The following is a 13,068-nucleotide window of genomic DNA, read 5'->3' as shown; positions in this document are numbered from 1 at the left end:
GATGGGTAAAGAGCCGGACAATTTCCTTCCCGAACTGCCGTCGCAGGAAGGCGCGCAGCCGGGGCCGTCGTGGGGCAACCCGCGCTGGCCCCTGGCCGACAGCGCTGGCGACTGGGCGCAGGCCATGGACCCGACCGACATGGTCGCCGTGGTGAAGGATGCAGCCGCCAGGGCTGGCAAGCCCACCGATACCGCCAGTATCGAGGCGGCGGCGCGCGATTCCATCCAGGCGATGATGCTGATCCGGCTCTATCGCGTGCGCGGCCACCTGGGCGCAGATCTCGATCCGCTGGGCATCTCGCACCGCGACAATCCCGAAGAACTGACGCTGGCCTGGCACGGTTTCGAGGGGCAGGAAGACAAGGAAGTCTACGTCGGCGGGGCCTTCGGCTTCGACTGGGTGCGGGTCGGCACGCTCTACGAGGCGCTGCGCAACACCTATTGCGGGCACGTGGGCCTGGAATACATGCACATCGCCGATACCGAGGAACGGCGGTTCCTGCAGGACAAGTTCGAGAGCCCGGAAGACACCATCCAGTTCACGCCCGAAGGCAAGCGGGCGATCCTGAAGGCGGTGATTCGCGGCGAGGAATACGAGAAGTACCTCGCCAAGAAGTACGTCGGCACCAAGCGGTTCGGTCTCGACGGCGGCGAAGCCATGATCCCGGCGCTGGAAGCCGTCATCAAGTACGGCGGCTCCCTGGGCGTTCGCGAGATCATCTACGGCATGGCCCACCGCGGCCGGCTGAACGTGCTCGCCAACGTGATGGCAAAGCCCTACCACGTGATCTTCCACGAATTCTCCGGCGGCAGCGCCAACCCCGACGACGTCGGCGGATCGGGCGACGTGAAGTATCACCTCGGCACCAGCACGGACCGCGAGTTCGACGGTATCAAGGTGCACATGAGCCTGGTGCCCAACCCCTCCCACCTCGAGGCGGTGGACCCGGTTGTTCTGGGCAAGACCCGCGCGCAACAAGCCTTCCGCGACGACCTGGACGATCACGAGCAGGTCCTGCCCGTGCTGATCCACGGCGACGCGGCCTTCGCGGGCCAGGGCGTGGTGTGGGAATGCTTCGGCCTTTCCGGCGTTCGCGGCTATTCCACCGGCGGCTGCATCCACTTCGTGATCAACAACCAGATCGGCTTCACCACCAGCCCGAAGTTCGCGCGCAGTTCGCCCTACCCGTCCGACGTGGCGAAGGGCGTTCAGGCGCCGATCCTGCACGTGAACGGCGACGATCCGGAGGCGGTGACTTTCGCCTGCAAGCTGGCCATCGAGTACCGGCAGCGCTTCAAGCGCGATATCGTGATCGACATGTGGTGCTATCGCCGGTTCGGCCACAACGAGGGCGACGAGCCCAAGTTCACCCAGCCGCTGATGTACGACGCGATCAAGAGACATCCGCGCGTTTCGGAAATCTATTCCGAGCGTCTCAAGAGCGAGAACGTGCTGGAAGAAGGCACCGCGCCCGACATGCGCAGCGAGTTCATCGCCCATCTCGACGAGGAATTCGAGGCCGCCAAGAGCTACAAGCCCAACGAGATCGACTGGTTCGCCGGTCGCTGGAGCGGTCTGCACAAGCCGGCCGACCCGGAAACCGCGCGCCGCAACGTGCATACCGCGATCGAGGAAAAGCTGTTCAACTCGCTGGGCCGCACGCTGACCACGGTCCCCGACGATCACGAGATCCACAAGACGCTGGGCCGCGTGCTCGATGCCAAGCGCGAGATGTTCAAGACCGGCGAGGGCTTCGACTGGGCGACGGCGGAAGCGCTGGCGTTCGGCAGCCTCGTGACCGAAGGCTTCGGCGTGCGCCTGTCCGGCCAGGATTCCGGGCGCGGCACCTTCAGCCAGCGCCATGCCATCTGGGTCGACCAGAAGACGGAAGACAAGTACATCCCGCTCGCCACGCTGCCGCACGGCAAGTTCGAGGTGTACGATTCCACCCTCAGTGAATTCGGCGTGCTCGGCTTCGAATACGGCTTTGCCCTGGCCGATCCCAAGACGCTGGTTCTGTGGGAAGCGCAGTTCGGCGATTTCGCCAACGGCGCGCAGGTGATGATCGACCAGTTCATCGCCGCGGGCGAGGTGAAATGGCAGCGTGCCAACGGCCTCGTGATGCTGCTGCCGCACGGATACGAGGGACAGGGCCCGGAACACTCCTCCGCCCGTCTCGAACGTTTCCTGCAGCTGTGCGCGAACGACAACATCCAGGTCTGCAACATCACCAGCCCGGCCAACTACTTCCACGTGCTGCGCCGCCAGATGCTGCGTCCGTTCCGCAAGCCGCTGATCATCATGAGCCCGAAGAGCCTGCTGCGCCATCCCAAGGCGAAGAGCGACGCTTTCCGCTTCCAGGGCGACCATCATTTCCAGCGCATCATGTCGGACAAGACCGAGATCGCCGATACGAAGGTGCGTCGCCTGGTGCTGTGCAGCGGCAAGGTGGCCTACGACCTGATGGAAAAGCGCGACGAGGAAGGCCTCGACGATGTCTCCATCGTGCGGATCGAGCAGCTCTACCCCTTCCCCGGAGAGCCGCTGGCCGTGCGTATGAAGCGCATGACCAACCTGGAAGAGGTGGTCTGGTGCCAGGAGGAACCGCACAACAACGGTGCGTGGTTCTTCGTGCAGAACCGCATCGAGGATGCGCTGACTGCCGCCGGGCACGACGGCATGCGCCCGCGCTATGCCGGCCGCGAGGAGGCTGCGTCTCCCGCCACCGGTTTCGCCAGGCGCCACCAGGCACAGCAGGAAGCGCTGGTGTCGGTCGCGCTGGGCCTCTCCGAACGCGGAAACACCGCCGCCCAGCGCAAGACGCGCAACACCAAGTAAGTCAGACCCGACAGGCAAGGAACGCTAAGTCATGGTAACCGAAGTTAAAGTCCCCACGCTTGGTGAATCGGTCACCGAGGCCACTGTCGGCGAATGGCTGAAGCAACCCGGCGACGCGGTGGAGGCCGATGAGCCCATCGCCAGCCTGGAAACCGACAAGGTAGCCGTGGAAGTGCCCTCGCCCGTTGCGGGCGTGCTGAGCGAGTTCACCGTCGAACTGGGCGAGACCGTGGAAGTGGGCGCCGTGATCGCGCGCGTGGAGGAAGGCGCCGAGGGCAAGGCTTCAAAGCCGGCCGCTGCCAAGTCCGACGACAGCGCGGACAAGGAAAGCGCCAAGGAAATGGAAAAGCTGCCCGACGACGATGGCGGCAAGGGTGGCTCTGCCGGGGGCGATGCGCCGACCATGTCGCCCGCCGTACGCCGCGCGGTGCTGGAACACGGTGTCGATCCCACAACCATCAAGGGCTCCGGCAAGGACGGCCGCCTGACCAAGGAAGACGTGCTGGCCGCCGCCAAGGCCAAGGGCTCGGGTGACGCCGCGCCTGCGCCCACGCCCTCCCCGTCGCCCTCGCCCGCTCCCGCCCCCTCCGCCAAGGGCGAGCGCCGCGAGGAACGCGTCAAGATGACGCGCATGCGCCAGACCATCGCCAGGCGGCTGAAGGGCGCGCAGGAAGAAGCGGCGCTGCTCACCACCTTCAACGATTGCGACATGACCGCCGTGATCGAGGCGCGCGAGGCCTACAAGGACCTGTTCGCCAAGAAGCACGGCATCAAGCTGGGCTTCATGTCGTTCTTCGCCAAGGCCGCTGCCCTGGCGCTGAAGGACGTGCCCGCCGTCAACGCGCAGATCGACGGGGACGAGATCGTCTACTACGACTACGTCGACCTGTCGGTGGCCGTCTCCGCGCCCAACGGGCTGGTGGTGCCCGTGGTGCGCTCCATCGACCAGATGAGCTTTGCCGAGATCGAGCTCGCCATCGCCGACTATGGCAAGCGCGCCAAGGAAGGCCAGCTGACCATGGAAGACATGCGCGGCGGCACTTTCACCATCTCCAACGGCGGCGTGTTCGGTTCGCTGATGAGCACGCCGATCATCAACCCGCCGCAAAGCGCCGTGCTTGGCCTCCACCGCATCGAGGACCGTCCGGTGGCCGTGAACGGTGAAGTCGTGATCCGCCCGATGATGTATCTCGCCCTGTCCTACGATCACCGCATCATCGACGGGCGCGAAGCTGTGACCGCGCTGAAGATCATGAAGGAAGCGATCGAGGATCCGATGCGGATGCTGATCGACCTGTGAGGGCTTCGCATATGAAACTACCCATCGTCTTGCTGGTTCTGGGCACCGTCTCGCTGAGCGGATGCGACGCTGCGTCGGACATCGCGGGCGATGCGCTGGAAGGCGAATTGCGGAATGCCGTAACGGCGCAGTGCCAGCAGGTCGCCGAGAATGCGAGCATCGCGGCCCCTCGGATAAGCCAGGTCTGCGAATGCGTGGCCGACACCTACATCGAAGATCCCGATCTCACGCTCGATGACATCAGCAGGGAACGCGTCACCTCCATCGTGAACGATTGCGCGGCCTCTACGGACCCCGATCTCGAGACCATCGAGTCGATTCCGGCGGAGGAAGCCGGTGGCTGAGAACCGCGACAACGACGTACGGATTATCGGTGACGATTCCGGCGGACGTGTCGCGGCAATCGCCGGATTGAAGATTATGGCGGAAGCGATCAAAAATCCGATGTGGATGCCGATCGAGCCTTGATGCAAGCCGATGCACAGGATCTCAAAGGGGAGCTGACTTTTGCCAATCAGGCAGCCCATCGCTGGGACGACTTCTGGCGGCGCTTCGGTGGCGCGCCCGACCTGCGCGACAAGACCTTGCTGGATTTCGGCTGCAATCGCGGAGGCTCCGTCCACCGCGCCATGCAGGAAGAGGCCGCGCGCGCAATCGGCGTCGACACCAATCCTGTCACCACGTCCTTCGGCAGCGAGAAGCTCTCGCGCAGCTGGGGCGACCGTGCGCAGATCCTTTGCGGCGACATTCGCGACCTGGAAATCGACCCCGTGGATGTCGTCATGTCGACCAACACCATGGAACACGTCGAGGATATCGAGGGCTCGCTATCCGCGCTGGTTGCGGCCTGCCGCCCGGGTGGCGAACTGTTCATCGGGTTCAGCCCGCTGTGGTATTCGCCCTATGGCCACCACCACTATCCGCGAACGCGCCTGCCCTGGATGCACCTGCTGCGAGGCGATGATTTCGTGCTTGATGATCTGGCCAGACATGTCGGCCTGCGATACGAGACCCTGCAACAGGCCGGCTTCAACCGCGCGACGCCGGACCGTTTCCGGGCCGCGCTCGCCGCGCAGGATGTCGAGGTCCTGTCGGCAAGGCGCAACATCGGGCGCTCTCGCTGGCGATCGTTCGTTTCCCAATCGATGCTGGCGCTGGCCGTGATACCGGCGCTGGAAAAGTATGTGACCGTGGGCTTCTATTGGCATCTGCGCAAACCGCCCGCGCAAAAGGAAGGTAATTCATGAGCGACTACGACGTTCTTGTCATCGGAGCCGGTCCCGGCGGTTATGTCGCGGCAATCCGCGCGGCCCAGCTGGGTCTGAAAACCGCCTGCGCCGAGAGCCGCGAAACGCTGGGCGGCACCTGTCTCAATGTCGGGTGCATCCCGTCCAAGGCCATGCTGCACGCGTCGGAGTACTTCGATGCCGCCAGCAATGGCACGATGGAGCACATGGGCATCGAGGTGACGCCCAAGCTCAACATGGACAAGCTGCATGGCCAGCGGATCGAAGCGGTCGAAGGCCTGACCAAGGGCATCGAGTTCCTGTTCAAGAAGAACAAGGTCGACTGGAAGAAGGGTCACGCCAAGTTCGTGGATGCCAACACCGTCGAGATCGGCGGCGAGAAGGTGACGGCGAAGGAAGTGGTGATCGCCACCGGGTCCAGCGTCACCCCTCTCCCGAACGTAGAGGTCGACAATTCCAAGCACGTGGTGGTGGATTCCACCGGCGCGCTGGAACTGCCCAAGGTGCCAGAGCACATGGTGGTGATCGGCGCGGGCGTGATCGGCCTCGAGCTGGGCAGCGTCTGGCGCCGCCTCGGCGCGAAAGTCACCTGCATCGAATTCCTCGACGAAGTCCTGCCCGGCATGGACGGCGACGTGCGCAAGGAAGCGCGCAAGATTTTCAAGAAGCAGGGCATCGAGTTCAAGCTGTCGACCAAGGTCACCGGCGTATCGGTGAAAGGCAAGACGGCCACGCTCACCCTCGAACCCGCCAAGGGCGGTGAAGAGGAAACCATGCAGGCAGATTGCGTGCTGGTGTCCATCGGCCGCAAGCCCAACACCGAAGGGCTGGGCCTGGAGAACATCGGCCTCGAAACCAACGAGCGCGGCCAAATCGAGGTGGACGGCGAATTCCGCACTTCGGTCGAAGGCGTGCGCGCGATCGGCGACGTGGTGCCCGGCCCCATGCTGGCGCACAAGGCCGAGGACGAAGGCATCGCCGTCGCCGAATGGATCGCGGGCCAGACTGGCATCGTGAACCACGACGTGATCCCCTCTGTCGTCTACACCTGGCCCGAAATCGCCGGCGTCGGCCTGACCGAGGAGCAGGCTATCGAGAAGATGGGCGGCGACAAGAAGGCCGTGAAGTCCAGCAAGTTCCCCATGATGGCCAACAGCCGTGCCAAGACCAACCACGAGCCCGATGGCTTCGTGAAGGTCATCGCCGAGGCCGAGAGCGACCGCGTGCTGGGCGTCTGGGCCATTGCCTCCGTCGCCGGAACGATGATCGCCGAGGCCGCGCTGGCTCTGGAGTTCGGCGCGACGAGCGAGGACATCGCCTACACCTGCCATGCCCACCCCACCCATCCGGAGGCCCTGAAGGAGGCCGCCATGGGCGTTCAGGGCAAGCCGATCCACATCTGAGGTGGTGATCAGGGATCGCCTACCCGCGCTGCTGGCGCTGGCGATCCCGGTGCTGGCAGGTTCGCTGTACATGTTGCTGGCCGGGGCCCCGTCCCGCTATGCAATCACGAACTGCGCGGCGCTGGCCCTCGCCTGCCTGTGGATCGTCGGCGGGCGCGGGCCGCACACGTCCACCAGCCGTCACCTTCTGACAGGCACCCTGCTGCTGGTGCTGCTGGCACCGCTGGCGGTCAGCCCACAAGTCCCGTCCGTGACAGGAGAGGTGGTGCGGCGCTGGTTCCCCCTCGGTCCGCTCACCTTGCACACCGGGATGCTGGTCACGCCCGCCCTGTGCATGCTGGCGGCGCGTCACCGCACCCTGGGCGCTCCGACCCTGCTCGCCGCCCTGGTGATCGCCTACCTGCAGCCCGATGCCGCCACCGGCTTTGCCCTCACCTTCGCCGCTGTCGGGCTTCACCACGTAACCAGGGACTGGAAGGTCGGCATCGTCGCCGTGATCGGCTTCTTCGCCTCGCTGGTGATGGCGGTTCGCGGTGAACTGCCGGCACAGCCGTTCGTGGAAAGGGTGCTGGTGGACGCAGCCGCGATCAACCCCGCCCTCGCCATCGCCTTGGGATTGGCGCTGGCCGCCGCTTTCGCCCTGGTGCTGTTTTCGATACCCTTCGACCGTACGAAGCGCTTTACCCTTGCGGGGCTCCTGTTCGGCTTTGCGCTGCTCGCGCTGATGTCGAGCTATCCCGCCCCGCTGATCGGCTATGGCGCGGCGCCCATTCTCGGCTTCGGCCTTGCCCTCGGACTGCACAGGATACCGCAACGATGACAGATATTTCGCCCTTTCACCTCGCCTTTCCGGTCGACAACCTGGAGGCCGCCCGACATTTCTGGGGCGAGGTCATGGGATGCCCGGAAGGCCGGTCTACCAGGGACTGGTGCGATTTCGATTTCTACGGTCACCAGATCGTGGCGCACCAGGCCCCCTCCATCGTCGCCAAGGCCGGGCACGGCACCAATCCGGTCGACGGAGACGATGTGCCCGTACCCCATTTCGGCATCGTGATGGACATGGACGACTGGAAGGCCCTGGCCCAGCGGCTGATCGAAAAGGGCGTGGAGTTCGATATTGCGCCGCGCGTGCGGTTCGAAGGCCAGCCGGGAGAGCAGGCGACGATGTTCTTCTGCGACCCCGCCGGCAACGCCATTGAGATGAAGGCCTTTGCCGACCGATCCAAGCTTTTCGCCACGGAATAAACCGACTATCGGGCGCGCATGGCTCATCAGAAAATCATGCGACGCTTTGCCAAGTGGCATATCTGGCTTGGCTGGCTTGTCGGCGTTCCGGTGCTGATGTGGACCGTCACCGGTCTCATCATGGTATGGCATCCCATCGAGTACGTGCGCGGAAACCATCTCACCGCCGAGATGCCGCCGATCCAGACCCAGGCGCTGGTCCTGCCTCGTCTGAGCGGGCCGGTGCGCAGCGTCACTCTGGAAAGCCTTCCCGATGGGCCGGGCTGGATCGTTGTGGAGGAAAGCGGCGCGCGTTTCCGCTATTCGCCGGAGGACGGAAGGCTCTACAACCCCGTGCTCGAAGCCGACGCGCGCGATATAGCCGAGGCCGCCTATGCCGGCCCCGCCGAGCTTGAAAGCGTCACCTATTTCCCCGCCGACGTGGCACCGATGGACCTGCGCACGCCGGTGAATTCGTGGCAGGCGCGCTTTGCCGACGACACGAACGTCTACATCCACGCGCAGACCGGCGAAGTGCTGGCGGTGCGCAGCGGCTGGTGGCGCATTTTCGATTTCGTCTGGGGCCTGCACATCATGGACCTGGAGACTCGCGAGGACACCAGTCACCCGATCCTGATCGTCTTCGCCGCGCTCGGCGTGGCGGGGTCGCTGCTCGGCTGCATCCTGATGTTCCGGCGGCGCAAGGCCAAGGTAAAGGTCAAGGCGTGATCGCGCCCGTCCTGCCCCCGTTTCTGGACCTGGGCGGAACGGCCGTTTTCGCACTCTCGGGCGCGCTTCTGGCCGCCCGCCTGAACCAGACGTTCGTCACCTGCGCCTTCTTCGCCCTGCTGACGGGCGTCGGCGGAGGCTCCGTGCGCGACGCGCTGCTGGGCGTGCCGGCCTTCTGGCTGAGGGATTTCTGGGTCGCGCCCGTCATCCTCGTGGTGGCGCTGATCGCGTGGTTCACACCGCGCAAGTGGTGGGAAGGCAGCTGGCTTGAATGGGCCGACGCGCTGGGCCTGGCGCTGTTCAGCACGCTGGGCGTGGCCAAGGCGCTGGCCTTCGATGTCGCTCCAATTGCAGCGATCATCCTTGGCGTGGTGACAGGCTGCGTGGGCGGCATCGTTCGCGACGTGATCGCGGGCGTGCCCTCCATCCTGATGAGGCCGGAGCTCTACGTCACCGCCGCGGCGCTGGCCTCCTCGCTGTGCGGCGTGCTGATCCTGGCCGGCATGCAGCAAGCCTGGGCCATGGGAATCGCCGCGCTGGCAGGCTTTACCCTGCGCGGCGCAGCGATGTTCTGGAAGATCGAATTGCCCGCCTATGCGCGGGAGGTATCGGACTAGCGCGCAGGCTGCTGGAAATCAGGGGTCTGCGCGGTGGTGTAGCGGCCGTCCCCTTCCCAGCTCTCGTCCGGTTCGGCTTCCGACTGCCAATCCTCGCCGTAACCTTCTTCGCCAGGGAGCGGGCCACCCGGATAGGCAGGACGCGGACCATCGGCTGCGGGCACGTCAGCCAAGGGCTCGTCATCGTAGGAATAACCCTCGTCCGCCGCCGTGCGCGTGGATGCGCGGGCACGGGCATAGTCGGCATCGTCCCACTGGTCGCCGGCCGCTGCGGCGGCGGCGGGCGTCTGCGAATAGGCGACGGAGCCGTAGTCGATACTGCGGATCTGGCCGCCATTGTCGATGAAGCAGGTCCAGCGCTCGCCGTTGTCCAGAACGCCCTCGACGTTCCAGCCGCTGGCGGAGCGATCCGCCCGGTCGACGCTTTCCACGCGGCTGTCGCGGTATTCCACCTCGTCCACGCACATGTCGACGGCGCCTTCGATGCCGCGGCTGTCGTAGTCGCGATCCCGGTCGTAGCGGATATCTTGCCGGCGCGGTTCGTACCGGTCGCGGTCGCGATTGCTGTTGGCCGAACCGATGATCGCAGCGAGCGCGCCGAGCACGACGACACCGGCCACGACGTCGCCGGCATCGATGCCGCGATCACGGTGACGGTGGCCGCGATAGCGACGCCACTGGTTCGCTTCGGCCGGGGCACCCGTATCCACCTTTGCGGTATGGACCTGCGCAGGCGCGCCAGCAGCAGGTATGTCCAGCGCGGCGGCAGGCGTGGCGATCATGGAAAGCGCGGCTGCCATGGCTACACCGCTGGCATATCTGGACGAACGATAGATCACGGATGGTTCCCCCTTGGGAATGGTATTGCCGACACAGCTAGGCGGTCCAGACTGACTTCAGCCTGAACCGCCTATGCGTGTCATGTCGATGGTCTGGCGATCAGAGACCGCGGATGCCGTCGATGTCGATATCGACCACGCGGCCCCTGCGGATGTCGCATTCGAAGCGGCCTTCATCCCAGCCATCGTTGCGATAGCCGCGACGGTAGTCGCCCCGGCCCCAACCGCGACGGTCGCGATAGCGATAATCGTCGCGAACGGCGATGCGGCCCTTGACCTCGAAGCCGCGGCGTTCACGGTCGACATCACGAATTTCGTAGACTTCGGCACGGCTGCCGGTGCGGCGCTGGGCATAGCGTTCGACTTCGCGGACGCACTGCTCCACGGCATAGCGGCCGTTGTTGGCATATCCGCCACGGTAATCGCCGCGATAGCCTCGGCGGTCATACCGGTCGTAGCGGTCGTAGCGATCGTTATCTCTCGAGGACAGGATGGCGGCGAGGCCGCCCAGGACGACGGCACCGGCGATTACTTCGCCTGCGGAAATGCCGTTGTCGCGGTCACGATAGCGATGATCGTCCGCCATGGCGGGAGACGCCGAGGCCACCGCCATCGCGCCAGCCGCGACAGTTCCGAGCGTGCCCTTGGCGAGAGCTTTGGTAATGGGCTTCATGAGGTGTCTCCTTCTCATCCGGGTGACGGGATTGCCACCGTCGAGTAAGGTTCTACCGCACGGGCCGTGAGGTGACGCTGAACTCGCGTGTTAGCGAGCGTTCAGGAAAGCACGCCCTTTCCTGAACTCGATTCAGGATGGCTGAAGGCCGGTCCACTGGGCCAGGAATGCCGCGATATCAGAGGCTTCCTCTATGGCCTTGTCCGTCGGCTTGCCCGATCCATGGCCTGCGCGGGTTTCCACCCGGATCAGCTGCGGGCGGTCGCCCAGGTCCGCATCCTGCAAGGCTGCAATGTACTTGAAGCTGTGTCCGGGCACGACGCGGTCATCGGTATCGGCGGTGGTCACCAGCAGGGCGGGATAGGGCGTGCCGCGGCGAACGTTATGGTACGGCGAATAGCCCCGCAGGATATGCCAGTCCTCCTCGCGGTCCGGGTAGCCATAGTCGTCCACCCAGTAACGGCCGGCAGTGAAACGGTCGAACCGCAGCATGTCCATTACGCCCACGGCGGCATTGCCCGCCGCGAACAGATCGGGCCGCTGGTTTACGACTGCGCCCACCAGCAGGCCGCCGTTCGAACCGCCCTGGATGGCAAGCCCCTTCTGCGGCGTTATGCCTTGCGCGATCAGATACTCGGCCGCGGCGATGAAATCGTCGAAGACGTTCTGCTTGTTCGCGCGTCTGCCGGCGTCGTGCCAGGCCTTGCCGTATTCCCCTCCGCCGCGAATGTTGGCGACTGCATATGCGCCGCCCGCTTCCACCCAGGCCAGCCGGCTGGTGGAAAAGCCTGGCGTCAGCGATACGTCGAAACCGCCGTAGCCGTAGAGCAGCGTGGGAACCGCCTTCCCGCTGTCGGCCACGTCGGCGCGGCGCATGATGAACATGGGTACGCGCGTGCCGTCCCTGCTCTCGTAGAAGCGTTGCTCGACCACGAAATCGTCAGGATCGAAGCTCAGCTCCGGCTCCGCGAAGACGGTGCTGTCTCCGCTCGCGATGTCGTAGCGATAGATCGTCGCCGGACGATTGAAGCTGGAGAAGGCGTAGAACATCTCCGGGCTGTCGGGAGAGCCGTAGAAACCGCTGGCGCTGCCGATCCCCCCGAAGTCGATCTCGCGCACCAGTTCGCCGTCAAGCCCATGGACATAGGCCGCGGACGACGCGTGCTCGAGGTATTCGATCACCAGCTTTCCGCCCACCAGCGCCGCATCGGCGATGGGCTGTTCGCGTTCGGCGATCACTTCAGTCCAGCCCGCTTCGGGAGCGTCCATGTCATACGAGACGAGGCGGTAAAGCGGGGCGTCCTTGTTGGTGACGAAGAACAGGCGCGAGCCGAGCGAATCGACCGGCCGCCAGCTGTTCTCGAAGCCGGTGACCAAGGGCTGCGGATCCCAGCCTGCCTCGAGATCGATCACGTGCACTTCGTAGCGGGCATCGGTGCCGGTGGAGGACATGATCACCGCCCAGCGGCCATCGGTCGACGTTTGCGCGACGTGGTTGCGCTCGGGATGGTCCGGCGTCGCGAAGACCAGCCGATCCTCATCCTGGCCGGTCTCCAGGGCATGGTAATAGACAGCCTGGTCCATGTTCAGCGCCTGGAAGTCTCCCCCCGCCTCCGGCTCGGGAAAACGCGAATAGAGAAATCCGTCATTACCCACCCAGGCGAGGCCGGTGAACTTGGCCCAGCGTATGTGTTCGCCCAGCTGCTCTCCGGTATCCACGTCGAGAACGTGGAGGATGCGCCAGTCGGTGCCCCCGTCCTGCACGCTGTAGAGCAGCTTTCTCCCATCGGGAGACGGCACCCAGCCACCAAGCGCGGTGGCGCCGTCCGCAGCCCATTCGTTGGGATCGATCAGCAGTCGCGGCTCCGCATCCAGACTGTCGCGCACGTACAGGGGCGACTGGTTCTGCAGGCCAGTGTTGCCCGTGTAGAAATACCGTCCGCCACGCTCCACGGGTACGGAATAGCGCTCGAAATCGAAAAGCTCGCCGATGCGCCGCTTGAACCAGTCACGGGCGGGCAGGCCTTCGAGGTAGGCGTCGGTAACGGCATTCTGCCGCTCCACCCAGCCGGCGACCTCGGGGTTGTTACGAACGTCGTCTTCCAGCCAGCGGTAGGGATCGGCAACCTGTTCGCCGAACAGGGTCTCGACGAGGTCGCCCTTGCGGGTTTCGGGATAGTCGGGTGCAGTCATG

General features: G+C 65.0%; 13 protein-coding genes. 10 read left to right on the top strand and 3 right to left on the bottom strand.

The annotated features are described in order from the left end of the window. The first annotated feature begins 1 nt into the window (after window position 1). Genes AAA989_RS12780 through AAA989_RS12735 form a run of 10 tightly spaced genes read left to right on the top strand, consistent with a single transcriptional unit; the run spans window position 2 to window position 9,362 of the window. Window positions 2-2,839: a 2-oxoglutarate dehydrogenase E1 component gene (locus AAA989_RS12780; RefSeq protein ID WP_338244147.1), complete on the top strand. Its 2,838-nt coding sequence runs from the start codon at window positions 2-4 to the stop codon at window positions 2,837-2,839. Between the two features lie 31 nt (window positions 2,840-2,870). Then, window positions 2,871-4,139 carry a 2-oxoglutarate dehydrogenase complex dihydrolipoyllysine-residue succinyltransferase gene (odhB, locus tag AAA989_RS12775; RefSeq protein WP_338244145.1) on the top strand — a complete coding sequence of 423 codons (1,269 nt, stop codon included), beginning with the start codon at window positions 2,871-2,873 and terminating at the stop codon, window positions 4,137-4,139. An 11-nt stretch (window positions 4,140-4,150) separates the two neighbouring features. After that, window positions 4,151-4,483: a hypothetical protein gene (locus AAA989_RS12770; protein WP_338244143.1), complete on the top strand. Its 333-nt coding sequence runs from the start codon at window positions 4,151-4,153 to the stop codon at window positions 4,481-4,483. Then, window positions 4,476-4,607, top strand: a complete 132-nt coding sequence (locus tag AAA989_RS12765; protein WP_338244140.1) for a hypothetical protein — start codon at window positions 4,476-4,478, stop codon at window positions 4,605-4,607. Before AAA989_RS12770 ends, AAA989_RS12765 begins: the two co-directional genes overlap by 8 nt. Further along, the gene (locus tag AAA989_RS12760) at window positions 4,586-5,386 is read left to right on the top strand and encodes a class I SAM-dependent methyltransferase (RefSeq protein ID WP_338244138.1); all 801 of its coding nucleotides are present in this window, start codon (window positions 4,586-4,588) and stop codon (window positions 5,384-5,386) included. Before AAA989_RS12765 ends, AAA989_RS12760 begins: the two co-directional genes overlap by 22 nt. Further along, window positions 5,383-6,789 carry a dihydrolipoyl dehydrogenase gene (gene lpdA / locus AAA989_RS12755; protein ID WP_338244136.1) on the top strand — a complete coding sequence of 469 codons (1,407 nt, stop codon included), beginning with the start codon at window positions 5,383-5,385 and terminating at the stop codon, window positions 6,787-6,789. The genes AAA989_RS12760 and lpdA overlap by 4 nt, the downstream gene beginning before the upstream one ends. A gap of 4 nt (window positions 6,790-6,793) precedes the next feature. Next, window positions 6,794-7,609 (top strand): hypothetical protein, encoded by an 816-nt coding sequence (locus AAA989_RS12750; protein ID WP_338244134.1) that lies wholly within the window; start codon window positions 6,794-6,796, stop codon window positions 7,607-7,609. Next, a complete protein-coding gene (locus tag AAA989_RS12745) occupies window positions 7,606-8,037 on the top strand; it encodes a VOC family protein (protein WP_338244133.1) in 432 nt (143 codons plus the stop codon). Before AAA989_RS12750 ends, AAA989_RS12745 begins: the two co-directional genes overlap by 4 nt. Before the next feature lie 18 nt (window positions 8,038-8,055). Beyond that, on the top strand, window positions 8,056-8,745 hold the full coding sequence (locus AAA989_RS12740) for a PepSY domain-containing protein (RefSeq protein WP_338244131.1): 690 nt from the start codon (window positions 8,056-8,058) through the stop codon (window positions 8,743-8,745). After that, on the top strand, window positions 8,742-9,362 hold the full coding sequence (locus AAA989_RS12735; RefSeq protein ID WP_338244129.1) for a trimeric intracellular cation channel family protein: 621 nt from the start codon (window positions 8,742-8,744) through the stop codon (window positions 9,360-9,362). Before AAA989_RS12740 ends, AAA989_RS12735 begins: the two co-directional genes overlap by 4 nt. Here AAA989_RS12735 and AAA989_RS12730 read toward each other — a convergent pair. The 3 genes from AAA989_RS12730 to AAA989_RS12720 form a co-directional block, all read right to left on the bottom strand. Further along, a complete protein-coding gene (locus AAA989_RS12730) occupies window positions 9,359-10,201 on the bottom strand; it encodes a hypothetical protein (RefSeq protein WP_338244127.1) in 843 nt (280 codons plus the stop codon). The genes AAA989_RS12735 and AAA989_RS12730 overlap by 4 nt on opposite strands. Before the next feature lie 100 nt (window positions 10,202-10,301). Then, complete coding sequence (locus AAA989_RS12725) at window positions 10,302-10,874, bottom strand: hypothetical protein (RefSeq protein ID WP_338244125.1); 573 nt, start codon at window positions 10,872-10,874, stop codon at window positions 10,302-10,304. A gap of 132 nt (window positions 10,875-11,006) precedes the next feature. Continuing rightward, window positions 11,007-13,067, bottom strand: a complete 2,061-nt coding sequence (locus AAA989_RS12720) for a prolyl oligopeptidase family serine peptidase (RefSeq protein ID WP_338244123.1) — start codon at window positions 13,065-13,067, stop codon at window positions 11,007-11,009. Between the last annotated feature and the right edge of the window lies 1 nt (window position 13,068).

It is taken from the genome of Aurantiacibacter hainanensis (assembly GCF_036321025.1).
Taxonomy (GTDB): Bacteria; Pseudomonadota; Alphaproteobacteria; order Sphingomonadales; family Sphingomonadaceae; genus Alteraurantiacibacter; species Alteraurantiacibacter hainanensis.
The sequence above is the reverse complement of the archived record's forward strand: the minus strand, read 5'-3'. Positions and strand labels throughout refer to the sequence as shown.

Excerpts from the sequence above, each read along its gene's own strand:
- lpdA (WP_338244136.1), top strand. The coding sequence starts at position 5,383 with ATGAGCGACTACGACGTTCTTGTCATCGGAGCCGGTCCCGGCGGTTAT.
- AAA989_RS12770 (WP_338244143.1), top strand. The coding sequence starts at position 4,151 with ATGAAACTACCCATCGTCTTGCTGGTTCTGGGCACCGTCTCGCTGAGC.
- AAA989_RS12725 (WP_338244125.1), bottom strand. The coding sequence starts at position 10,874 with ATGAAGCCCATTACCAAAGCTCTCGCCAAGGGCACGCTCGGAACTGTC.
- AAA989_RS12720 (WP_338244123.1), bottom strand. The coding sequence starts at position 13,067 with ATGACTGCACCCGACTATCCCGAAACCCGCAAGGGCGACCTCGTCGAG.
- odhB (WP_338244145.1), top strand. The coding sequence starts at position 2,871 with ATGGTAACCGAAGTTAAAGTCCCCACGCTTGGTGAATCGGTCACCGAG.
- AAA989_RS12780 (WP_338244147.1), top strand. The coding sequence starts at position 2 with ATGGGTAAAGAGCCGGACAATTTCCTTCCCGAACTGCCGTCGCAGGAA.
- AAA989_RS12745 (WP_338244133.1), top strand. The coding sequence starts at position 7,606 with ATGACAGATATTTCGCCCTTTCACCTCGCCTTTCCGGTCGACAACCTG.
- AAA989_RS12740 (WP_338244131.1), top strand. The coding sequence starts at position 8,056 with ATGGCTCATCAGAAAATCATGCGACGCTTTGCCAAGTGGCATATCTGG.